This is a genomic window from Thermococcus thermotolerans (assembly GCF_024707485.1).
Classification (GTDB): domain Archaea; phylum Methanobacteriota_B; class Thermococci; order Thermococcales; family Thermococcaceae; genus Thermococcus; species Thermococcus thermotolerans.
The window spans coordinates 1,126,042-1,147,330 of the sequence record NZ_CP102602.1 but is presented as its reverse complement, the minus strand read 5'-3'; the positions used below and the strand labels follow the sequence as shown (position 1 = coordinate 1,147,330).

General features: G+C 54.6%; 36 protein-coding genes and 1 tRNA gene. All 37 read left to right on the top strand.

Going from position 1 to position 21,289, the window contains the following annotated elements; translation table 11 throughout:
* Positions 1–266: 266 nt before the first annotated feature.
* The 37 genes from NUS69_RS06615 to NUS69_RS06435 all read left to right on the top strand — a co-directional run bounded on the left by NUS69_RS06615 (position 267) and on the right by NUS69_RS06435 (position 21,283).
* Positions 267–1,037, top strand: a complete 771-nt coding sequence (locus NUS69_RS06615) for a putative RNA uridine N3 methyltransferase (protein WP_258083076.1) — start codon at positions 267–269, stop codon at positions 1,035–1,037.
* Position 1,038: 1 nt separating this feature from the next.
* On the top strand, positions 1,039–2,082 hold the full coding sequence (locus tag NUS69_RS06610) for a 50S ribosomal protein L3 (protein WP_258083075.1): 1,044 nt from the start codon (positions 1,039–1,041) through the stop codon (positions 2,080–2,082).
* 10 nt (positions 2,083–2,092) lie between these two features.
* Entirely contained in the window at positions 2,093–2,860 is a 768-nt protein-coding gene (rpl4p, locus tag NUS69_RS06605; protein WP_074631425.1) for a 50S ribosomal protein L4, read from the top strand.
* Positions 2,861–2,866: 6 nt separating this feature from the next.
* On the top strand, positions 2,867–3,127 hold the full coding sequence (locus tag NUS69_RS06600) for a 50S ribosomal protein L23 (RefSeq protein ID WP_055429651.1): 261 nt from the start codon (positions 2,867–2,869) through the stop codon (positions 3,125–3,127).
* A gap of 13 nt (positions 3,128–3,140) precedes the next feature.
* Entirely contained in the window at positions 3,141–3,860 is a 720-nt protein-coding gene (locus tag NUS69_RS06595) for a 50S ribosomal protein L2 (RefSeq protein ID WP_074631423.1), read from the top strand.
* A 5-nt stretch (positions 3,861–3,865) separates the two neighbouring features.
* Entirely contained in the window at positions 3,866–4,267 is a 402-nt protein-coding gene (locus NUS69_RS06590) for a 30S ribosomal protein S19 (RefSeq protein ID WP_055429682.1), read from the top strand.
* Positions 4,268–4,277: 10 nt separating this feature from the next.
* Positions 4,278–4,748 (top strand): 50S ribosomal protein L22, encoded by a 471-nt coding sequence (gene rplV / locus NUS69_RS06585; RefSeq protein ID WP_258083074.1) that lies wholly within the window; start codon positions 4,278–4,280, stop codon positions 4,746–4,748.
* Positions 4,749–4,753: 5 nt separating this feature from the next.
* Positions 4,754–5,383 carry a 30S ribosomal protein S3 gene (locus tag NUS69_RS06580; protein ID WP_055429653.1) on the top strand — a complete coding sequence of 210 codons (630 nt, stop codon included), beginning with the start codon at positions 4,754–4,756 and terminating at the stop codon, positions 5,381–5,383.
* Positions 5,370–5,570 carry a 50S ribosomal protein L29 gene (gene rpmC, locus NUS69_RS06575; protein WP_055429654.1) on the top strand — a complete coding sequence of 67 codons (201 nt, stop codon included), beginning with the start codon at positions 5,370–5,372 and terminating at the stop codon, positions 5,568–5,570. The genes NUS69_RS06580 and rpmC overlap by 14 nt, the downstream gene beginning before the upstream one ends.
* Positions 5,571–5,606: 36 nt before the next feature.
* Complete coding sequence (yciH, locus tag NUS69_RS06570) at positions 5,607–5,873, top strand: stress response translation initiation inhibitor YciH (RefSeq protein WP_206204009.1); 267 nt, start codon at positions 5,607–5,609, stop codon at positions 5,871–5,873.
* Entirely contained in the window at positions 5,759–6,136 is a 378-nt protein-coding gene (locus NUS69_RS06565) for a ribonuclease P protein component 1 (RefSeq protein ID WP_258083073.1), read from the top strand. Before yciH ends, NUS69_RS06565 begins: the two co-directional genes overlap by 115 nt.
* On the top strand, positions 6,133–6,468 hold the full coding sequence (locus NUS69_RS06560) for a 30S ribosomal protein S17 (protein ID WP_055429655.1): 336 nt from the start codon (positions 6,133–6,135) through the stop codon (positions 6,466–6,468). The genes NUS69_RS06565 and NUS69_RS06560 overlap by 4 nt, the downstream gene beginning before the upstream one ends.
* Before the next feature lie 5 nt (positions 6,469–6,473).
* The gene (locus NUS69_RS06555; protein ID WP_055429656.1) at positions 6,474–6,899 is read left to right on the top strand and encodes a 50S ribosomal protein L14; all 426 of its coding nucleotides are present in this window, start codon (positions 6,474–6,476) and stop codon (positions 6,897–6,899) included.
* 10 nt (positions 6,900–6,909) lie between these two features.
* Entirely contained in the window at positions 6,910–7,275 is a 366-nt protein-coding gene (gene rplX, locus NUS69_RS06550; RefSeq protein WP_055429657.1) for a 50S ribosomal protein L24, read from the top strand.
* Complete coding sequence (locus NUS69_RS06545; protein WP_258083072.1) at positions 7,275–8,006, top strand: 30S ribosomal protein S4e; 732 nt, start codon at positions 7,275–7,277, stop codon at positions 8,004–8,006. Before rplX ends, NUS69_RS06545 begins: the two co-directional genes overlap by 1 nt.
* A gap of 11 nt (positions 8,007–8,017) precedes the next feature.
* The gene (locus NUS69_RS06540; RefSeq protein WP_258083071.1) at positions 8,018–8,569 is read left to right on the top strand and encodes a 50S ribosomal protein L5; all 552 of its coding nucleotides are present in this window, start codon (positions 8,018–8,020) and stop codon (positions 8,567–8,569) included.
* A gap of 1 nt (position 8,570) precedes the next feature.
* Complete coding sequence (locus tag NUS69_RS06535; RefSeq protein ID WP_012571038.1) at positions 8,571–8,741, top strand: 30S ribosomal protein S14; 171 nt, start codon at positions 8,571–8,573, stop codon at positions 8,739–8,741.
* Between the two features lie 11 nt (positions 8,742–8,752).
* Entirely contained in the window at positions 8,753–9,145 is a 393-nt protein-coding gene (locus NUS69_RS06530; RefSeq protein WP_055429660.1) for a 30S ribosomal protein S8, read from the top strand.
* Between the two features lie 10 nt (positions 9,146–9,155).
* Entirely contained in the window at positions 9,156–9,710 is a 555-nt protein-coding gene (locus NUS69_RS06525; protein WP_258083070.1) for a 50S ribosomal protein L6, read from the top strand.
* A 10-nt stretch (positions 9,711–9,720) separates the two neighbouring features.
* The gene (locus NUS69_RS06520; RefSeq protein ID WP_055429662.1) at positions 9,721–10,104 is read left to right on the top strand and encodes a 50S ribosomal protein L32e; all 384 of its coding nucleotides are present in this window, start codon (positions 9,721–9,723) and stop codon (positions 10,102–10,104) included.
* A 5-nt stretch (positions 10,105–10,109) separates the two neighbouring features.
* Positions 10,110–10,556 carry a 50S ribosomal protein L19e gene (locus NUS69_RS06515; protein ID WP_258083069.1) on the top strand — a complete coding sequence of 149 codons (447 nt, stop codon included), beginning with the start codon at positions 10,110–10,112 and terminating at the stop codon, positions 10,554–10,556.
* Positions 10,557–10,566: 10 nt separating this feature from the next.
* Positions 10,567–11,172, top strand: coding sequence for a 50S ribosomal protein L18 (locus NUS69_RS06510; RefSeq protein WP_258083068.1), 606 nt, complete (start codon positions 10,567–10,569; stop codon positions 11,170–11,172).
* Entirely contained in the window at positions 11,169–11,876 is a 708-nt protein-coding gene (gene rpsE / locus NUS69_RS06505) for a 30S ribosomal protein S5 (protein ID WP_258083067.1), read from the top strand. The genes NUS69_RS06510 and rpsE overlap by 4 nt, the downstream gene beginning before the upstream one ends.
* Before the next feature lie 11 nt (positions 11,877–11,887).
* Entirely contained in the window at positions 11,888–12,355 is a 468-nt protein-coding gene (locus NUS69_RS06500; protein WP_258085004.1) for a 50S ribosomal protein L30, read from the top strand.
* 11 nt (positions 12,356–12,366) lie between these two features.
* Complete coding sequence (locus NUS69_RS06495) at positions 12,367–12,813, top strand: uL15m family ribosomal protein (RefSeq protein ID WP_258083066.1); 447 nt, start codon at positions 12,367–12,369, stop codon at positions 12,811–12,813.
* Between the two features lie 35 nt (positions 12,814–12,848).
* Positions 12,849–14,294, top strand: coding sequence for a preprotein translocase subunit SecY (gene secY, locus NUS69_RS06490; protein WP_258083065.1), 1,446 nt, complete (start codon positions 12,849–12,851; stop codon positions 14,292–14,294).
* A gap of 75 nt (positions 14,295–14,369) precedes the next feature.
* Positions 14,370–14,960, top strand: coding sequence for an adenylate kinase (locus NUS69_RS06485; RefSeq protein ID WP_258083064.1), 591 nt, complete (start codon positions 14,370–14,372; stop codon positions 14,958–14,960).
* Complete coding sequence (locus NUS69_RS06480) at positions 14,953–15,480, top strand: DUF106 domain-containing protein (protein WP_258083063.1); 528 nt, start codon at positions 14,953–14,955, stop codon at positions 15,478–15,480. Before NUS69_RS06485 ends, NUS69_RS06480 begins: the two co-directional genes overlap by 8 nt.
* Positions 15,481–15,522: 42 nt before the next feature.
* On the top strand, positions 15,523–15,792 hold the full coding sequence (locus tag NUS69_RS06475) for a 50S ribosomal protein L34e (protein WP_258083062.1): 270 nt from the start codon (positions 15,523–15,525) through the stop codon (positions 15,790–15,792).
* 9 nt (positions 15,793–15,801) lie between these two features.
* On the top strand, positions 15,802–16,383 hold the full coding sequence (gene cmk / locus NUS69_RS06470) for a (d)CMP kinase (RefSeq protein WP_055429671.1): 582 nt from the start codon (positions 15,802–15,804) through the stop codon (positions 16,381–16,383).
* 13 nt (positions 16,384–16,396) lie between these two features.
* A complete protein-coding gene (locus tag NUS69_RS06465) occupies positions 16,397–16,648 on the top strand; it encodes a 50S ribosomal protein L14e (protein WP_258083061.1) in 252 nt (83 codons plus the stop codon).
* A gap of 76 nt (positions 16,649–16,724) precedes the next feature.
* Complete coding sequence (locus NUS69_RS06460) at positions 16,725–17,435, top strand: SDR family NAD(P)-dependent oxidoreductase (RefSeq protein ID WP_258085003.1); 711 nt, start codon at positions 16,725–16,727, stop codon at positions 17,433–17,435.
* 60 nt (positions 17,436–17,495) lie between these two features.
* The gene (locus tag NUS69_RS06455; protein ID WP_258085002.1) at positions 17,496–18,500 is read left to right on the top strand and encodes an RNA-guided pseudouridylation complex pseudouridine synthase subunit Cbf5; all 1,005 of its coding nucleotides are present in this window, start codon (positions 17,496–17,498) and stop codon (positions 18,498–18,500) included.
* Between the two features lie 1,291 nt (positions 18,501–19,791).
* Entirely contained in the window at positions 19,792–20,076 is a 285-nt protein-coding gene (locus NUS69_RS06450; RefSeq protein WP_258083060.1) for a hypothetical protein, read from the top strand.
* Positions 20,077–20,134: 58 nt separating this feature from the next.
* On the top strand, positions 20,135–20,722 hold the full coding sequence (locus NUS69_RS06445) for a class I SAM-dependent methyltransferase (protein WP_258083059.1): 588 nt from the start codon (positions 20,135–20,137) through the stop codon (positions 20,720–20,722).
* A tRNA-Ser gene (locus tag NUS69_RS06440) sits at positions 20,708–20,794 on the top strand. Before NUS69_RS06445 ends, NUS69_RS06440 begins: the two co-directional genes overlap by 15 nt.
* Before the next feature lie 39 nt (positions 20,795–20,833).
* Complete coding sequence (locus NUS69_RS06435; protein WP_258083058.1) at positions 20,834–21,283, top strand: 30S ribosomal protein S13; 450 nt, start codon at positions 20,834–20,836, stop codon at positions 21,281–21,283.
* Positions 21,284–21,289: the final 6 nt, after the last annotated feature.

The following is a 21,289-nucleotide window of genomic DNA, read 5'->3' as shown; positions in this document are numbered from 1 at the left end:
AACATGCGAAGCAAAGGGCTGTTTGGGGGTGTGGGGGCGTTAGCCCCCCGGACTTTAAGAGAAAAACGGGGTTGTGGGGTGGAACCCCACTACGGGGGTTTGAGAGTACAGAGAGATAAGGGGGCGGAGCCCCCTTGTCTTTCGTTTGCAAAAAATTTGTACACCTCTAAACGCAAAAAAGGGTTGCAGCCTTCGAAAGCCTTTTAAATACTCTCCATAGACCCCACTTCAGCGTTGAAGTTAGCACAGCGAAGGATGACGGAAAAATGGCCTGGCACGTCTTCATTCCGGATTCGCTCCTCGAAGAAACCGACGACCCGAAAATCAGGACGTACAAAGTTGGGCAGGTAGCCAGGGCCTGCGCGATATTCGGCGTTGAGCATATATGGATCTACAAAGCTGGCGGCAGGGACGGCAGGTTCATCAAAACCATCCTCGAATACGCGGAAACGCCCCAGTACCTCAGAAAACGGCTGTTCCCCCTCATGCCGGAACTCAGGTACGTCGGCGTCATTCCGCCGCTGAGAACCCCCCACCACAAGCTCAAGGGAAAACCAAAGGTCGGCGAAATCCGCGAGGGCTTCGCCTTTAGGAAGGGAAGGAGGACCTACACGGATATTGGCCTTGACGACCTCGCTCTGGTGGAGGGGGACGTTGAGGGCAGAGCCACGTTCAGAATCGTCTCAGTAAGGCCGCTCAGGGTAATACCAGCGAAGCCAGAGGAATACTGGGGCTACAGGGTGCATCTAACTAGGAAGTCACTGGCAAAAACACTTAAAAAGGCCAGGCTGGATTTGGCGATTGCCACCTCCAGGAAGGGGCGTGACATTCGAGAGGTGAAGCTTCCCCCACTCGAGGGGGAGGTCGGATTCATCTTCGGCTCACCGAGGAAGGGCGTGATGGAGCTCCTCGGCGAGGAGGAATATGACTTTGATCTAATCCTCAACACCATTCCGAATCAGCGGACGAAAACCGTCCGCACCGAGGAGGCCGTCTTGGCCACACTCGCGGTGTTTAATCTCATAAGGAGGGATTGAGATGGGAAAAATACACAGGCCAAGGAGAGGTTCACTGGCTTACTCCCCTAGAAAGAGGGCCAAGAGCATAGTCCCGAGAATCAGAAAGTGGCCGCAGGACAGCGAAGTCAGGATGCTCGGTTTCGCCGGCTACAAGGCTGGCATGACCCACATCCTCATGATAGACGACAGGCCAGGGCTCACCAAGGGCAAGGAAATCTTCATGCCGGTTACTATCGTGGAAGTCCCGCCGCTCTTCGTCTATGGCATCAGGGCCTACAGGCAGGGCTACCTCGGACTTGAAACCGCCACCGAGGTCTGGTTCCACGAGCTCAACGACTACGTTAAGAGGAGGATAAAGGCCCTGCCCAAGGAGTACGGCGAGGATGCCTTCAAGGAGAAGCTCGGTCAGCTTGAGGATCTCGTCAACGACGGCGAGATAGTCGACGTCAGGCTTCTCGTCCACACCCAGCCGTGGCTCATCAAGCTCAAGAAGAAGCCCGAGGTCATGGAGTACGCCATCGGTGGCGACGACGTCAAGGCCAAGTTCGAGTATGCCAAGGAGAAGATAGGCAAGGAGCTCCGCGCGAGCGAGGTTCTCCACGAGGGCGAGCTCCTCGACGTCATAGCCGTCACCAAGGGTAAGGGGACCCAGGGCCCGGTCAAGCGCTGGGGAATAAAGATCCAGTTCCACAAGGCCCAGAGGGCTGGAAAGGCCAGGCACGTCGGTAACCTCGGTCCGTGGCACCCGACAAGGGTCATGTGGACCGTTCCGCAGGCGGGTCAGATGGGCTTCCACCACAGGACCGAGTTCAACAAGAGGCTCATCGCCATAGGTGAGAACGGCAAGCTCAAGCTCGACGAGAAGAACGAGATAGACATCACCCCGAAGGGTGGCTTCCCGCACTACGGCATCATAAGGAGCGACTTCCTCATGATACAGGGAACCGTGCCGGGTTCCTTCAAGAGGATCGTCAGAGTCAGGCCGGCTATCAGGCCGCCGAAGAAGAAGCCGCCGGTTGAGAGGCCGCAGATAACCTACGTCAGTAGGGAATCCAAGCAGTGAGGTGAGATAGATGAAGGTTAAGGTTTTCAATCTCGAAGGCGAGCCTGTGGAGGAGATAGAGCTTCCGAAGGTCTTTGCCACTCCATTCAGGCCCGACCTCATCAGGAGGGCTGTCATCGCCTCATGGACCCACAGGATACAGCCGCAGGGCAGAGACCCGATGGCCGGTAAGAGGCGCGTTACCGAGAACATCGGAAAGGGCCACGGTATGGCGAGGGTTGAGAGGATAAAGACCTCTCCGAGGTTTGCAGCGTTCGTTCCCTTCGCCCGCGGCGGAAGGAGAACCCACCCGCCCAAGGTCGAGAAGATAATCTGGGAGGACATCAACAAGAAGGAGCGCAGGCTTGCTATAATGAGCGCCATAGCGGCAACAGCTAACTACGACCTCGTCAGGGCCAGGGGCCACATCGTTGACAACGTCCCACAGGTTCCCCTCGTTGTCGTTGATGACCTTGAGAAGGTCTTCAAGACCGCTCAGACCAGGGAGATATTCAAGAAGCTCGGCGTCTGGGACGACATCGAGAGGGCCAAGAAGAACACCAAGATAAGGGCAGGCAAGGGTAAGATGCGCGGAAGGCGCTACAAGAAGGCCAAGGGGCCGCTCATCGTCGTTGCCAAGAACGAGGGAATCGTCCAGGGAGCTAGGAACCACCCGGGTGTTGACGTCGTTACCGTCGAGAACCTCAGTGCAGAACTACTTGCCCCAGGTACCCACCCCGGTAGGCTTACCGTCTGGACGAAGGGAGCTATAGAGAGGCTTAGGGAGATTTACGGGTGATGAGAGATGGATCCGTACAAGGTCATCATAAAGCCGGTCGTCACGGAAAAGGCCGTGGCGATGATAGAGAACGAGAACAAGCTCACCTTCATAGTCGACAGAAGGGCAACCAAGGCCGACATCAAGAGGGCCGTGGAAGCGATGTTCGAGGTCAAGGTCGAGAAGGTCAACACCCTCATCACCATGAGGGGAGAGAAGAAGGCCTACGTGAAGCTCAAGCCTGAGTACAGCGCAAGTGAGGTTGCTGCCAGGATAGGATTGTTCTGACGGGGTGAGTGAGATGGGAAAGAGTTTGATTCAGCAGAGGAGAGGTAAGGGAACCACGACCTTTAGGGCCCCCTCCCACAGGTACAGGGGCGCCGTCAGGTACGTTCCGCTCAACCTTACCAAGGAGAAGACCCTCGTCGGCAAGGTCGTCGAGATACTCCACGACCCGGGAAGGACCGCTCCAGTGGCAAGGGTCAAGTTCGAGAACGGCATGGAGAAGCTCATAATAGCTCCCGAAGGAGTCCTCGTCGGTGAGGAGATAGCCATCGGGCCGAACGCCCCGATCAAGATCGGCAACACCCTCCCGCTTGCCATGATACCGGAAGGAAGCTATGTCTACGACATAGAGGGAGTTCCTGGCGACGGTGGCAAGTACGTTCGCGCCGGCGGTGCCTACGCCCTCGTCGTCAGCAGGGAGAAGGACAAGGTCATAGTCCAGCTTCCGAGCGGTGAGCTCAAGCAGTTCAACCCGATGTGCAGAGCCACCATAGGTGTCGTTGCCGGTGGTGGAAGGCTTGAGAAGCCCATCGTTAAGGCTGGTAAGGCCTACTACATCGCCAAGGCAAGGAACAGGTTCTGGCCGAAGCCGAGGGGTGTCAAGATGAACGCCGTCAACCACCCGCACGGTGGTAAGGAGCACCACATAGGAAGGCCCTCGACCGTGTCAAGGCGCGCTCCGCCCGGAAGGAAGGTCGGTCACATAGCCGCGAGAAGAACTGGTAGGAGGAAGTGATGAAAATGGCGAGAAGGAAGGAGTTTAAGTATAGGGGCTATACCTTTGAGGAACTGCTCAACATGTCACTCGAAGACTTTGCAAAGCTCCTCCCGGCCAGGCAGAGGAGGAGCCTCAAGCGCGGTCTTTCTCCGGAGCAGAAGAAGCTCCTCCGGAAGATACGGCTCGCCAAGAAGGGCAAGTATAAGAAGCCGATCAGGACTCACAGCAGGGACATGGTCATCCTTCCCGAGATGGTCGGTATGACCATCCACGTCTACAACGGAAAGGAGTTCGTTCCAATAGAGATCAAGGAGGAAATGATAGGCCACTACCTCGGTGAGTTCGCCCTCACGAGGAAGATCGTCCAGCACGGCTCGCCTGGTGTCGGTGCGACCAGGTCGTCAATGTTCGTGGCCATCAAGTGAGGTGGTATAGATGAGCAGGGGCAGGTTTTCCCACTCATTCCAAAATTTTGACCCGGACAGGATGGCTCGCGCCAGCGGAAGGGACCTCAGGATATCCCCCAAGCACAGCATCGAGCTCCTCAGGGAGATAAAAGGCATGATGCTTAAAGATGCCATCAAGTACCTCGACGATGTTATCGCCCTGAAGAGACCGGTTCCGATGAAGCGTTTCAACGACAGCCAGGGTCACAAGCCGGGCAAGGGATTCGGTCCCGGAAGATACCCGGTTAAGGTCGCCAAGGCCGTCAAGAAGGTCCTCCTCAACGCCAAGAACAACGCCGAGCAGAAGGGTCTCGATCCAGACAGGCTCAGGATAATCCATGCGGCTGCCCAGCGCGGGCCGGTACTTCGCGGATACATACCGAGGGCCTTTGGAAGGGCCACACCGTTCAACGAGCAGACCACTCACATAGAGATAGTCGTTGAGGAAGTTAGGAGGTGAGACTTTTGGCGATCGAGAGATACTTCATCAAGGAAGGCGTTAAGGAGATGCTCATCGACGAGTACCTTGAGAAGGAGCTCCGCAGAGCAGGTTACGGCGGAATAGACATCAAGAAGACCCCCCTCGGAACCAAGGTCATCATCTTCGCCGCCAACCCCGGCTACGTCATTGGAAGGGGTGGAAGGCGCATCAGGGAGCTCACCAGGACCCTTGAGAGGCAGTTCAACCTTGAGAACCCGCAGATTGAGGTCGAGGAGATCAAGAACCCCTACCTCAACGCCAAGGTTCAGGCGGTAAGGCTTGCCCAGGCCCTTGAGAGGGGCATCCACTTCAGGAGGGCTGCCTACTCAGCAATCCGCGCCATCATGAGGAACGGCGCCAGGGGCGTTGAGATTCGTCTGAGCGGAAAGCTCACCGGTGAGAGGGCAAAGAGCGTCCGCTTTTATCAGGGCTACCTCGCCAAGGTTGGAAACCCGGCTGAGACCCTCGTCAGCAAGGGCTACGCCCAGGCCAAGCTCAAGCTTGGAGTTATAGGTGTCAAGGTCTCCATCATGCCGCCCGACGCCAAGCTCCCGGATGAGATCGAGGTTATAGAGAAGGTTCAGGAAGAGGTGAGCGCCAATGAAGCCGAGTGAGATTAGGGAGATGAGCATCGAGGAGATCGACAAGAAGATCAGGGAGCTGAGGTTAGAGCTTGCCAAGGAGAGGGGTGTGCTCACCATGGGGGCCTCGCTTGAGAACCCCATGGTCATCCGGAACCTCAGGCGCGATATCGCGCGCCTGTTGACCATAAAGAAGGAGAAGCTTAGGGAGAAAAGGTGATGGTTAGTGCCTAGGATTGTTAACCCTCTGGATGAGATGCTCTTTAAGGAGGTCCTGAAGGAGCAGCAGAGAATTAGAGTCTACATAGAGAAGGCCCGTTACGGAAAGCTTAAAACCATAATTGAGGGCATAGACGAGAAGGAGTTCGACCTTGAAGATATAGCCAAAAAGCTGAAGGCGAAGCTGGCATGCGGCGGAACGGTCAAGAAAGGAAGGATAGAGCTCCAGGGAGACCACAGAGAAAGGGTCAAGAAATTGCTGGGAGACCTTGGATTTTCAGAGGACTTAATAGAAATCGAGTAACGGCAAAGAACATCATCTGGAGCGAGCTCATAGGGCTGAAAGCAAAAATTATAAGGGCATCTCATCCAGAGCTGGTTGGCATCGAGGGCTACGTCCTTGACGAGACGAGGAACACCCTCACCATCGGCGGTGAGAGGGTCTGGGTTATCCCGAAGGACGTGGTTTGCCTTGAGTTTGAAGTTGGCGATAAAAGAATCCGGATCAATGGAAAAGAGCTGATTGGAAGACCCGAGATGAGATTGAAGAAGAGGTGGCGAAAATGAGAGAGATTGGATTGAAGGTTCAGCCTCCCGCTGAGAAGTGCGACGACCCGCACTGCCCCTGGCACGGGCACCTCAAGATACACGGCAGATACTTCGAGGGAATAGTCGTCAGCGATAAGGGCAAGAAGACCGTCGTCGTCGAGAGGCAGCACTACCATTACCTCAAGAAGTACGAGAGGTATGAGCTCAGGAGGAGCAAGGTTCACGCTCACAACCCGGAGTGCATCAGCGCGAAGGTCGGTGACAGGGTTCTCATCGCCGAGACCCGGCCGATAAGCAAGACCAAGAGCTGGGTTGTTGTTGCAGTCACCAAGAGGGCTGGCGAGAGGTGATATAGATGGCGAAGAAGGGTGCAGGTGCTACGAGAGGTATCAGTCCCGTGAGACCGACTCGTGCTCTTCCGATAGGTGCCTACCTCAAGGTCGCTGACAACAGCGGTGCGAAGGTTATCCAGATCATAGGCGTCGTTGGCTACAAGGGCACCAGGAGGAGGCTCGCCTCGGCAGGCGTCGGCGACATGGTCATCGCCGCCGTCAAGAAGGGAAGGCCCGACATAAGGCACCAGGTGGTTAGGGCCGTTGTCGTCAGGCAAAGGAAGGAGTACAGGCGCCTTGACGGCATGCGCGTCAAGTTCGAGGACAACGCGGCAGCGATAGTTACCCCTGAGGGTGTCCCGAGGGGTACCGAGATCAGGGGTGCTATAGCTAGGGAGGCCGCCGAGCGCTGGGTCAGGCTCGGAAGTATAGCGAGCATCGTGTTGTGAGGTGAGAAAGATGAAGCTGGATACGAGACAGCCCAAGAAGCAGAGGAAGTTCCTCTATAACGCTCCCCTTCACCTTAGGAGCAAGATAATGGCCGCCACACTGAGCCCAGAGCTCAGGAACAAGTACGGCGTGAGGAGCCTTCCGATCAGGGAGGGCGACAAGGTTCGCGTTATGCGCGGCGACTTCAAGGGCAAGGAAGGCAAGGTCCTTGAGGTTGACCTCAAGAGGTACAGGATACACATCGAGGGGGTTACCCAGAAGAAGGTCGACGGAACCGAGGTCTTCTACCCAATCCATCCCTCGAACGTTATGATAATAGACCTCAACCTTGAGGACGAGAAGAGGGAAAAGATAATTAATAGGAGGGCTGGTTGATGGCGAGGAAAGGAGCCAAGAGGCACCTTAAGAGGCTTGCCGCTCCAAATCAGTGGTACATCTCAAGAAAGACCTATACGTGGGCGGTTAGGCCGAGACCGGGTCCGCACAGCATGAGGACTTCCATACCGCTCCTCTACATAGTAAGGGACTACCTCGGCTACGCCAAGACAGCTCGTGAGGCCAGGAAGATACTCAACGAGGGCAAGATACTCGTTGATGGTAGGGTTAGGAAGGACTACAAGTTCCCGGTCGGTATAATGGACGTCGTTTCCATCCCCGAGACCGGCGAGCACTACAGGGTTCTTCCGAACAGGATCGGCAAACTCATACTCCACCCGATAAGCGAGAAGGAAGCCAAGGTAAAGCCGCTCAGGATAAGCAACAAGCGCATGGTTAAGGGCGCGAAGGTTCAGCTCAACCTCCACGACGGAAGCAACCACCTCGTCACCATGGACGAGAAGGACAAGTACAGGACTGCCTACACCGTCCTCATGAAGGTACCCGACAGGGAGGTCATCGAGGTCATCCCGTTCGAGGTCGGTGCCTACGTCTTCGTTACCCAGGGTAAGAACGTCGCGAGGAAGGGTAGGGTCGTCGAGGTCAGGCAGTTCCCGATGGGCTGGCCGGACGTCGTCACCATCGAGGACGAGAACGGCGAGCTCTTCGACACGCTGAAGGAGTACGCCTTCGTCGTTGGTAAGGACAAGCCGGAGATTTCCCTTCCGTGAGGTGAGATGAGATGCAGATCAACAGAGAGGCTATCCTTGCAGACTGGGAAGCTCACCCGATGAGGAAGCCCAGGATTGCCAAGGTCACCATAAACATTGGAGTTGGCGAGAGCGGTGAGAGGCTTACCAAGGCCGAGAAGATGCTTGAGCAGCTTGTGGGCCAGAAGCCGATAAGGAGGCGCGCGAAGCAGACCAACAAGGACTTTGGAATCAGGCGCGGAGAGCCTATCGCTGTGAAGGTCACCCTGAGGGGCAAGAAAGCTGAGGAGATGCTCAGGAGGCTCCTTGCTGCGGTTGACAACAAGCTCAAGGCGAGTAACTTCGACGAGCACGGCAACTTCTGCTTTGGAATAGACGAGCACATCAACATACCTGGCGTCGAGTACGACCCTGAGATAGGCATCTTCGGTATGGACGTCTGCGTTACCCTTGAGAGGCCCGGCTTCAGGGTCGCCAAGAGGAAAAGGCAGAGGAAGAAGATACCGAACAGGCACAAGCTGACCAAGGAGGAAGGTATCGTCTTCGCTATGGAGGAGTTTAAGGTTACCGTGGAGGGGTTGTGAGATGGCGAAGGCTGACTACAACAAGAGGAAGCCCAGAAAGTTTGGGAAGGGTGCAAGGAGATGCGTCCGCTGCGGACAGTACGGCCCGATAATCAGGATACACGGTCTGATGCTCTGCAGGCACTGCTTTAGAGAGATAGCCCCAAAGCTGGGCTTTAAGAAGTACGAGTGAGGTGAGAGGAGATGACTTTGCTTGACCCGCTGGCAAACGCGCTTTCGCATATAACCAACAGCGAGAGGGTCGGAAAGAAGGAGGTCTACCTCAAGCCGGCCTCCAAGCTCATTGGAGAGGTTCTCAGAGTTATGCAGGAGAACGGCTACATAGGTGAGTTTGAGTTCATCGACGATGGAAGGGCCGGCATCTACAGGGTGCAGCTCATAGGAAAGATCAACAAGGCTGGGGCGATAAAGCCGAGGTTCCCCGTTAAGGCCAGGGAGTACGAGGCCTGGGAGAAGAGGTTCCTTCCGGCCTTCGAGTTCGGTATCCTCATAGTCTCGACCTCCCAGGGCGTCATGACCCACAAAGAGGCCATCGAGAAGGGAATCGGCGGAAGGCTGATAGCCTACGTCTACTGAGGTGAGAGAGATGCCGATAGACGCGTGGGTAAGGGAAGAGGTTGAAATCCCGGAGGGAGTCGAGGTTACCGTTGAGAACAACGTCGTCAAGGTCAAGGGCCCAAAGGGAGAGGTTAAGAGGGAGCTCAGGTATCCGGGCGTTCAGATATTCACCGAGGACGGTAAGGTCGTCGTCTTCAAGGAGTTTCCGAGAAAGCGCGACATAGCCATAGCCAGGACCTTTAAGGCCCACATAGCTAATATGATCAGGGGAGTTACCGAGGGCTTCACCTACAAGCTCAAGGTTGTCTACAGCCACTTCCCCATGACCGTCAAAGTTCAGGGTGACGAGGTCGTCATTGAGAACTTCCTCGGTGAGAAAAACCCGAGGAGGGCCAAGATACTTCCTGGAGTCACCGTTAAGGTCATGGGCTCGGAGGTCATCGTCGAGGGCATAGACAAAGAGGCCGTTGGCCAGACCGCTGCCAACATCGAGCAGGCCACAAGGATAACCAAGTGGGACAGGCGCGTCTTCCAGGATGGGATTTACATCGTTGAGAAGGCTGGCAAGCCGATAAAGTTCTGAGGTGTGAGAAATGAACGAGAAGGCGAGACTCCTTAGGATAAGGGCCAGGATCAAGAGGAAGAAACCCCGCTTCCTTAGGCAGGAGTGGTGGCGCTATCCGAAGTTCAAGAACGACCCCAAGTGGCGCAGGCCGAAGGGAATTGACAGCAAAATGAGGCTCAAGAAGAAGGGTAAGGCCAGGTCACCGAGCATAGGCTGGAGCTCACCGAGGCTCGTCCGTGGGCTTCACCCGAGCGGCTACGAGGAAGTCCTCGTTCACAACGTCAAGGAGCTCGAAGCGATAGACCCGACCAGGCAGGCCGCCAGGATAGCCAGGACCGTCGGTGCAAGGAAGAGGGAGCTTATACTTGCCAGGGCGAAGGAACTCGGTGTGAAGGTTCTTAACGCGAGGTGAGACTCATGCTCAAGATGCAGAGAAGGATTGCCGCTGATTTGTTGAAGTGCGGTGAGAACAGGGTCTGGATCGACCCGGAGAGGATTGATGATGTTGCAACCGCCATCACCAGGGAGGACATCAGGAGGCTCATCAACGACGGAGTCATCAAAAAGAAGTCCGTCAAGGGCCAGAGCAGGGCCCGCGCCAGGGCTTACCAGGAGGCCAGGAAGAAGGGACGTCACCGCGGGCCAGGAAGCAGGAAGGGTAAGAAGACCGCCAGGATGGGCAAGAAGGAGCGCTGGATGATGACCATAAGGGCCCTCAGGAAGGAGCTCAGGAAGCTCAAGGCCGAAGGAAAGATAGACGAACACACCTACAGGAGGCTCTACATCAGAGCCAAAGGTGGCCAGTTCAAGAACAAGAGGCAGCTCTACATGTTCATGCAGGAGCACGGTATCTTGAAGGAGTGAGGTGAGAGAGATGGCACACGGACCAAGGTATAGGGTTCCGTTCAGGAGGAGGAGAGAGGGTAAGACTAACTATCACAAGAGGCTCGCCCTCCTCAAGTCTGGAAAGCCTAGGCTTGTTGTGAGGAAGACCCTCAACCACCACATAGCCCAGATAGTCCTTTATGACCCGAAGGGTGACAGAACTGTGGTCTCTGCCCACACCAGGGAGCTCATGAGGGACTTTGGCTGGAAGGGACACGGAGGCAACACGCCTTCAGCCTACCTGCTCGGTCTCCTCATAGGCTACAAGGCCAAGAAGGCCGGCATCGAGGAGGCCATCCTTGACATAGGCCTCCACCCGCCGACCAGGGGTTCGAGCATATTCGCAGTCCTCAAGGGTGCCGTTGACGCTGGACTCAACGTCCCGCACAGCGAGGAGATTTACCCGGAGGACTACAGGATAAACGGCGAGCACATAGCCAACTACGCCAAGGCTCTCAAGGAGGAGGACGAGGAGCGCTATAGGAAACAGTTCTCGGGATACCTCGTCAAGGGTCTTGAGCCGGAGAAGCTCCCCGAGCACTTTGAGGAGGTCAAGGCGAGGATAATCGAGAAGTTTGAGGAGGCGAGAGAATGAGCGACCCAAGGGAGATCGCCCAGAGGGTTTTGGAGGAGTGGGAGCCGAGGACCAAGCTCGGCCAGCTCGTCAAAGAGGGCCAGATAACTGACATTCACGAGATATTCCGCAAGGGATACCAGATCAAGGAGCCGGAGATAGTCGATGTGCTCCTTCCGGAGGTCAACCTGAGGGAGAACCAGGAAGTGCTTGACATAGCCCTCACGGTCAGGATGACTGACAGTGGCAGGAGGATCAGGTTCCGTGTTCTCGCCGCTGTGGGCAACAGGGACGGCTACGTCGGCCTCGGAATCGGCCACGGAAAGGAGGTTGGAATAGCTATCAGGAAGGCCATCAACTACGCCAAGATGAACATCATCGAGATCAAGCGCGGCTGTGGAAGCTGGGAGTGCAGGTGCAGGAGGCCCCACTCAATTCCGTTCGCCGTAGAGGGCAAAGAGGGAAGCGTCCGCGTCAAGCTCATGCCGGGACCGCGCGGTCTTGGACTGGTCATAGGTGACGTCGGCAAGAAGATACTCAGCCTTGCTGGTGTCCAGGACGTCTGGTCACAGAGCCTGGGTGAGACGAGGACCACCGTCAACTTCGCCAAGGCAGTCTTCAACGCTCTCTACAACACCAACCGTGTTGCAGTCCAGCCTGGCATGGAGGAGAAGTACGGTATCATCGTTGGAAGGGAGATGAGGGCCAACTTTGAGCTGGAGTGAGGTGAGAGATGATGGCAAAGCTCGCACTCATCAGACTTAGGAGCGGGATACGGGCGAGGGGTGAGGTTAGGGACACCCTCGCCATGCTCCGCCTCCACAGGATCAATCACCTCGTCCTTGTTGACGACAACCCGAGCTACAAGGGAATGGTGCAGAAGGTCAAGGACTACATCACTTGGGGAGAGATAAACGCCGAGACCCTTGCCAAGCTCATCAGGAAGAGGGGCAGGCTCATCGGCAACAGACCGATAACCGACGAGTACGTCAAGGAGAAGCTCGGAATTACCATCGACGAGTTCGCCAAGAAGGTCGTTGACGGCGAGATGAAGCTCACTGACCTGCCGAACATCAAGCCGGTCTTCAGGCTCCACCCTCCGAGGGGCGGCCTTAAGGGCAGCAAAAAGCGCAGCTTTAAGGAAGGCGGTGCCCTCGGCTACCGTGGCGAGAAGATAAACGACCTCATTGAGAGAATGCTCTGAGGTGGCGAGAGATGATAAGGAGAAAGAAGAAGGTTAGGAAGCTCCGCGGAAGTCACACTCACGGATGGGGCTGCAAGAAGAAGCACCGCGGCGGCGGTAGCAAGGGCGGTAAGGGAATGGCTGGAACCGGAAAGAGGAAGAACACCAAGTGGACCTGGACGATCAAGTACGCCCTGGACCACCTTGGAAAGCGTGGCTTCCACAGGCCTAAAGCCGTTCAGTACACCCCCAAGACCATAAACCTCAGCGACATCGATGAGAACCTCCAGCTCTTCCTCGACATGGGCGTCGCCTACGAGGAGGCGGGGAAGATAGTCGTTGACGTCACTCAGCTCGGTGTCGACAAGGTTCTCGGAACCGGCAAGCTCACCAGGCCAATTACCATCAAGGCCTACTACGTCACTCCGAAGGCAGAGGAGAAGATAAAGGCTGCTGGCGGCGAGGTTCTCCTCGCCTGATTCCCCTTTAATTTAACTTTTGGCGGGTGTTAATCATGGGGTTCAGAAACGTAGTGTTCGCGATTGAGAGGTACTTCCCCGAGGTGGAGCGGCCCAAGAGGCATGTGCCACTCAAGGAGAAGTTCATGTGGACGGGAATCGTTCTGCTGCTGTACTTTGTCCTTGCTGAGATTCCTCTCTATGGAATTCCGGCACAGATCCAGGACTACTTTGCCACGCTCAGGTTCGTCCTTGCAGGAAGGAGTGGTTCTCTCCTGACCCTGGGTATAGGTCCAATCGTCACCGCGAGCATTATTATGCAGCTTCTCGTTGGTTCCGAGATAGTTCATCTTGATCTCTCCAATCACGAGGACAGGAGGTTTTATCAGGCCACTCAGAAGCTGTTTGCAGTCTTCATGAGCTTCTTCGAGGCAGCCATCTACGTCTTCGCCGGTGCCTTCGGTAGGGTTGACACCGGCCTCGGCGCCTTCCAGACTGTGACTACACCCGCCGGTGAGGCTTACATAGGACTCGGCCTGGCGATACTCATCATACTTCAGCTCGGATTCGCCTCAGTCATGCTCATACTCTTGGATGAACTCGTGAGCAAGTGGGGCATTGGGAGCGGTATCAGCCTCTTCATAGCAGCGGGTGTTTCCCAGACCGTTATCACGAAGGCCCTGAACCCAGCAACGACACCTGACTACATCGACCCTGTTACCGGAGGGCCCGCTATAGTGGGTGCAATTCCTGCGTTCATACAGCATCTGTTCTACGGTGACCTCACGGGTGCGCTTTACAGAGGTGTGCTGCCGGACATGATGGACGTCCTCGCTACAATAGTTGTGTTCCTCGTGGTGGTTTATCTTGAGAGCATGCGCGTTGAGATACCGCTTAGCTATGGAAGGGTTACCGTTCGCGGAAGGTACCCGATAAGGTTCATGTACGTCAGCAACATTCCGATCATCCTGACCTTTGCCCTCTATTCCAACATCCAGCTCTGGGCTAGACTCCTCAACAACTATGGATATACGTTCCTCGGTACCTTTGACCAAAATGGCAACCCTCTAACTGGATTCGTCACTTACCTCTACCCTCCAAGGGACATCTACCACGTCATAGCGGATCCGGGAAGGGCTTTAGTTTACGCGCTGATGACAATATTCTGGTCTATACTCTTTGGATTCCTCTGGGTCGAGCTCACAGGCCTTGACGCCAAGAGCATTGCCAGACAGCTCCAGAGCGCTGGACTGCAGATCCCGGGATTCAGGCGTGACCCCAGGATACTGGAGAGGGTGCTCAACAGGTACATACCCTACGTCACCTTCTGGGGTTCGTTCACCCTGGCAGTGGTCGCGGTACTGGCGGACTTCCTTGGTGCACTGGGTACAGGAACGGGAATCCTCCTTACTGTGGGTATCCTCTACAGGTTCTACGAGGAAATAGCCAGAGAACAGGCCACCGAGATGTTCCCCGCCTTAAGGAGGTTCTTCACCAAGTGAGTCTTTCTTTTCTTTCACAAAACCTTTTAAACCCGGTTCAATTACTTCTTCCAGAAGCCTCCTTGGGTGAGCGGGATGCCGTTTGTGGTCATGATCACAGGGATTCCAGGGGTGGGTAAGAGTACCATAACCAGGATGGCCCTCCGAAAGACGAAGGTCAAGTTTAGACTCGTCAACTTTGGAGACCTGATGTTCGAGGAAGCCGTTAAAGCTGGGCTGGTCAAACACAGGGACGAGATGAGACGGCTCAACCCCAACGTTCAGAAGGATCTCCAAATGAAGGCTGCCAGAAGGATCGTTGAAATGGCTGAGAAGGAGCCGATACTCCTTGACACTCACGCGACCATCAGGACCCCTGTGGGATACCTTCTCGGTTTCCCCAAGGAGGTCATAGAGGTGATAAACCCCAACTTCATAGTCATAATTGAAGCCACACCGAGCGAAATACTCGGAAGGCGCCTCCGCGACCTGAAGCGCGATAGGGACGTTGAGACCGAGGAGCAGATACAGAGGCATCAGGATCTGAACCGTGCCGCTGCCGTGAGCTATGCCATGCACTCTAACGCACTCATAAAGATAATCGAGAACCATGAAGATAAAGGCCTTGAGGAGGCCGTTCATGAGCTTGTTGAAGTACTGAATCTGGCGGTGGGAGAATATGCTTGAGGGGATATACACATTCCTTGATGATCTGTTTGGACCCATGATACAGGCATACCATCCAATAGTGGTGGTTACGGTATCAGGGATAATACTGGGTGCCTTTTTCACCCTGCTGAACTACCTCCTGGTCGACCAGGAAAAGATGAAGAGGCTCCAGAAGAAGAGCAAAGAGTTCCAGAAGAAGTACAAGGAGGCACAGGCCGCCAAGGATGAGAAGAAGCTCAAAAAGCTTCAGCAGGAGCAGATGGAGCTGATGAAGCTCCAGAGTGAAGTCATGAAGGATCAGATGCTTAAGGTTACGCTCTTTACCCTTCCCATATTCTGGATATTCTTTGGATGGTTGAGGAGATGGTACGTTGAAGTGGGCATAGTGAAGTCCCCGTTCAACTTCTTCATATTCGACTGGTTCCACAGTCTCTACCGCTCCGGACTGCCCGCTAACGAGCTGGGTTATGTCGGCTGGTACATAATGACGTCCATGATAACCGGATACATCCTCAGGAAGCTCCTCGACATGGGTTAAATTTAAAAAGACTCTGAAATTAGGGGTTGCGAGGTGAGAGAAATGAAGCCGATGTACAGGTCAAGGTCATGGAGGAGGAAGTACGTTAGGACTCCTGGCGGAAGGACGGTCATACACTTCGAAAGAAAGAAGCCCAAAGTCGCCCACTGCGCTATGTGCGGAAGGCCCCTCAACGGCGTTCCACGCGGAAGGCCGAGCGAGCTCAGAAAGCTCCCCAAGACCAAGAAGAGGCCGGAGAGGCCCTACCCGAATCTCTGCCCTAGCTGCATGAGGAAGGTCATAAAGGCTCAGGTCAGGGCCACCTTTGTCTGAGGTGCTATCATGCCCAAGGGCTGCCTCGTAATAACAGTCAGTGGTTTAGCGGGTTCAGGAACCACCACACTTTGCAGGAACCTTGCCAGACACTACGGCTTCAAGCACATCTACGCCGGGCTCATCTTCCGGCAGATGGCTGAGGAAATGGGGATGAGCCTCCAGGAGTTTCAGGAGTACGCCGAGCTTCACCCTGAAATCGACCGCGAAGTCGACAGGAGGCAGGTCGAGGCAGCCAAGGAGTGCAACGTCGTTATAGAGGGCCGCCTCGCTGGATGGATGGTTAAGGACGCTGACCTGAAGATATGGCTCGACGCTCCGATAATGGAGCGTGCCAGGCGGGTTGCCCGCAGGGAGGGCATCTCCGTTGAGGAGGCCTTCGTACAGATTGCCGAGCGTGAGAAGGGGAACAGGAAAAGGTATTTAAACCTCTACGGGATTGACATCGACGACAAGTCGATTTATGATCTAATCATAAACACTGCCCATTGGGATCCCGATGGCGTCTTCGCGATTGTGAAGGCCGCCATCGACCACCTATACCCCGACGGTGACGCGGGGTCGGGTGCAAACCCGGGCAACAAAAAATGAGGAGGTGGGATGAATGCCAGCTATTGAGGTCGGAAGGCTTGCCGTTATAATAGCCGGAAGGAGGGCCGGCCAGAAGGTCGTCGTCGTTGACATCATCGACAGGAACTTCGTCCTCGTTACAGGCGCTGGCCTCAACAAGGTAAAGCGCAGGAGGATGAACGTCAAGCACCTTGAGCCCCTTCCGGAGAGGGTCAACATCGAGCGCGGCGCCGACGACGAGGCCGTCAAGGCCGCCCTTGAGCAGGCTGGAATCAGCCTTGAGTGAGACCGAGGCCTTTTGGCCTCCCTTCACTTCTCAACGCTTTTAAGTTCTGGTTCCCAAAATTCTTCTGGTGGATTTCATGAGAACCGCGCTGGTGACGGGTGCGACCGGGGGCATCGGGAGGCTTCTCGTTGAGGGCCTCATTGAGAGGGACTATCGTGTTATTGGAGTGGCCAGGAACGAGGAAAAACTCCGTGAACTTCAGGAGAGACTCTCTGCCTTTGAATACATAATCGCCGATTTGAGTAAAGAAGAATTCCCAGGCACAATTCTGAGGGGGCTTGAGAGTCTCGGTGTGCAAAAGATTGACCTTCTCATAAACAATGCCGGCCTTGCGGTGAGAAAGCCTCTCCTTGAGCACTCGGGCGAGGAGCTGGAGAACCTGTTCCGGGTGAACGCACTCGCCCCGGTGGAACTTACAAATGCGGTTCTCCCGATGCTTCAGAAGGGTTCGACTGTGGTGTTCATAATCAGTGGCGTTGCTTTTATCAACGTACCGGAGATTCCCTCCTACTGTGCCTCTAAGGGTGCACTCCACTACTTGGCAGTGAACCTCGAAAAGGAGCTCCTGGACAGGGGGATCCGTGTTATGAGGGTGTATCCCAAGCAGGTCAAGACCGGATTCTGGAACGGAAAGGTTCCGAAGGGCTCGATAGAGCCGGAAGAGGTTGCACGGGCGGTGTTCAAGGGGCTCGAAAAGGGCAAGAGAGAGGTCTTTGTGCCGGGCTACCTGAAACTCGTCAAATATCTCCCCAACTGGCCGGTCTTTACCTATCGGTTTAAATACTAAGCTCAGGTTTATAAGGCGCTATCCCGAACTTAGGGCGATAACGCTCATCGGGTGATGCTCATGGCGAGGGACGAAGTGAGGAGAATCCTTCCGGCTGACATAAAGCGAGATGTCCTGGTTAAGGACGAGAAGGCCGAGACGAATCCAAAGTGGGGCTTTCCACCGGGGAAGAGACCGATGGAGATGCACATGCAGTTCGGGATAATAAACCTCGACAAGCCCCCTGGCCCTACGAGTCATGAGGTCGTTGCCTGGATCAAGAGGCTCTTCGACCTCAACAAGGCCGGCCACGGCGGAACCCTCGACCCCAAGGTCAGCGGCGTTTTGCCGGTTGCCCTTGAGAGGGCAACGAGGGTCGTTCAGGCTCTCCTACCAGCCGGAAAGGAGTACGTTGCTTTAATGCATCTCCACGGCGACGTTCCAGAGGACAAAATCCGCGCGGTTATGAAGGAATTTGAGGGTGAGATAATCCAGAGGCCTCCACTCAGAAGCGCGGTCAAGAGAAGGCTGAGGACGAGAAAGGTCTACTACATCGAGATTCTGGAGATAGACGGCAAGAACGTGCTCTTCCGCGTTGGGGTTGAGGCCGGAACCTATATCAGGTCGCTCATCCACCACATCGGCCTGGCCCTTGGAGTCGGTGCCCATATGGCCGAGCTGAGGAGAACGAGGAGTGGGCCGTTCAAGGAGGACGAAACCCTCGTGACGCTCCACGACTTGGTGGACTACTACCACTTCTGGAAGGAGGACGGTATCGAGGAGTACTTCAGGAAGGCGATACAGCCGATGGAGAAGGCCGTTGAACACCTGCCGAAGGTGTGGATTAGAGATTCAGCCGTTGCGGCGGTAACTCACGGCGCAGATTTGGCAGTTCCGGGGATAGTCAAGCTCCATAAAGGCATCAAAAAAGGTGATCTCGTTGCCGTCATGACCCTCAAGGACGAGCTGGTGGCACTCGGTAAGGCCACCATGACGAGCGGTGAGATGCTCCAGAGGAGCAAGGGAATAGCGGTAGACGTGGACAAGGTCTTCATGCCGAGGGACTGGTATCCCAAACTCTGGTAGCGGCCCTTGCTGACGCAAGTCCCGGCGGAAGTTGGGTGCTTTTTTGATTTTCAGTTTTTAGTGGGTTTGTTTTCAACTTTACTTTTTGGCGAATGTTCCACTTTTAAAACTGCGTCCGAAGGACGTCAATAATGAGTTGGAACCGCTTTAAGGTTTCCATTGACGTTAAACCCCTACCTAGGATTATTCAATCAGTGCACAACTGATTTTCTGCTTCTTGGAATGGGAAGGTGTTTTTTCGCCAGCCTTTTCTAAAGGCTGTACGCGAAGTTTCATCAAAGTTTGTGACTCTCTCATTGGTTTCTCCTCTGTGTGTGTGTTTGCCTTTTGAGATTTGTTTCTCGGATTTAGAATTCTACTTAAGTGGGGGATATTTGCGGGGTTTACTTTTCTCCGCACTCCTTCGGAGCGCTTTTGGGTTAAACCATTGTTCGGAAGTTATGGGGGTGAATTCTCGTTTAAAGAGCTTGTGGGTGAGGGTGCAAACGTTCTCCAAATTGGACCTTAAAAAAGGAATCACTATCTTTTGGTCAAGCTTTCCTAAAGCTTGCTCTGTACTCTCAAACCCCCGGCGTGGGACTTCGCCCCACAACCCGCTTTTTCTCTAAACCTCTGGGGGGCTAACGCCCCAACACCCTCAAGACTTTGGCGTGCAAGTAACATCATTTGTATTCTTTTGTTCATTCTTTTACTCTGGCTTCTTTCGTTTCATTCTCGTCGTTTTGATATGGTTGGAAATTGAAAATCCTACGAAAAAAAAAACGGAACTAATTTAAACTTGTAATTGGAAAAGCTTTTAAGGAGTTTAACGTTACATATTGTGATAACCTTGTGGGGTGTTCCCTGTGAAGGGTTGGATCAAGAAGGCTGGCGCCGTGTTGTTGCTCGCCATGCTGTTGAGTCTTCAGTTTGGAAGTGTGCAAGAGACTAAAGCTAAAACTTCCAGCAGAATATAACCAATACCGGACGATTGAGGTAACCGTTAGTATGGACTCATTGACTGCGTGTGAATTCCCTTTGAATCCTCTCATCTCTATAAAGTTCATATGTACCCAACCAGAAGCTCCGTCATGGGTTATAGTTGGAGCCTGCTGTGGCGTATTATATGGAATAGTCATTGGGTGCACCGCAGCTTGTTTAACAGGAACTGGGTGCTTGGCCTGTATTGCGGCTGGAGCATTTGGGTCATGGGGGGCACTTGCAGGATGCTATGGATATTGTCCATCAATGCAAGTATGCATCTATACGCTAGGGTTTATCAAGGTTAAATGTGGAACATTATGGTGAGGGAATGAACATGGTTTGGCTGGAGTACGGTGCATACACGGCGATAATTGGTGGGCTTATTTACCTCTTCCTACTTTTTGCCTTTAGGGACTCATTCGCGGGTCGTGGCAGGGTTTCGTGGGTAATCCAGCTGGAGATGGCAATCTTCATGGTGCTCGTGGGCTTCCTCGTCTGGAGAACCCGCAACGGAAGCATTCCGTCAGCTTATTTGGGTGCGGCTGGATGGGTATGGCTTGTGGTGGTTATAGTGACGGTTTTTGTGGGGTTTAGGCGAAGTTCAAAGGCATAACTCTCTGAAACTCCCGGGCATGACTTATATTTATAAACCCCTTTTCTTACCCCCGACCATGAGCCACTACTACTCCGAGGAGCCGAACGTCCCGCTGAAGACGAAGACCATAGAGGTCTGCGTTAGAGGTCAGTGTTTCAAGTTCATCACCGCCAGCGGTGTCTTCTCCTTCGGGAAGCTCGACAGAGGAACTGAACTGTTGATAGAGAGCATGGTACTTGATGATGGCTGGCGCGTCTTGGATTTGGGCTGCGGCTACGGTGCTATAGGAATCGTCGCCTCGCGCTTCGTGGACTACGTTGTCATGACCGACGTGAACAGAAGGGCTGTCAGCATAGCGAGGAAAAATTTAAAAATCAACGGCGTTAGAAACGCCGAGGTGAGATGGGGAAGCCTCTACGAACCCGTTAGGGGCGAGAAGTTCGACGCAATCATCACTAACCCCCCGGTGCACGCGGGGAAGGAAGTGCTGAGGGAAATAGTTATAAACGCTCCCCGGCATCTCAACGATGGAGGCCTCCTGCAACTGGTGATTAAGACGAAGCAGGGGGCAAAGTATATTAAGGCTTTAATGGATGACCACTTCACCGAAGTGAGAGAGCTGGCGAAGGGGAGCGGCTACCGCGTGTATGCCGGGATCGCCTAGCCTGGGATGGCGCGGGCCTTGAGAGCCCGTGTCCGTATGGACACCGGGGTTCAAATCCCCGTCCCGGCGCCAAAATCCTCTATGAAGGATTGAGATGGAGGTGTATTCGTAATGACGGACAACTTCAGACACATCGTCCGTGTAGCGGGAGTTGATCTGGACGGAAATAAGCAACTTAGATGGGCCCTCACGGGCATTAGAGGCATAGGTATAAACTTCGCGACCATGATGCTCAGGGTTGCAGGGATCGATCCATACATGAAGACCGGTTACCTGACCGACGAGCAGGTCAAGAAGATTGAGAAAGTGCTCGAAGACCCGATAGCCCACGGCATACCAGCTTGGGCGGTCAACAGGCCGAAGGACTACGAGACCGGCAAGGACATGCACCTTATCACCGCCAAGCTCGTCATGGCCTGGCGTGAGGACGTCAACAGGCTCAGGCGCATCAGGGCTTACCGTGGCATAAGGCACGAGCTCGGACTGCCGCTCAGGGGACAGAGGACCAGGTCGAACTTCAGGCACGGTACCACCGTTGGCGTGAGAAGAAAGAAGAAGTGAGGTGGT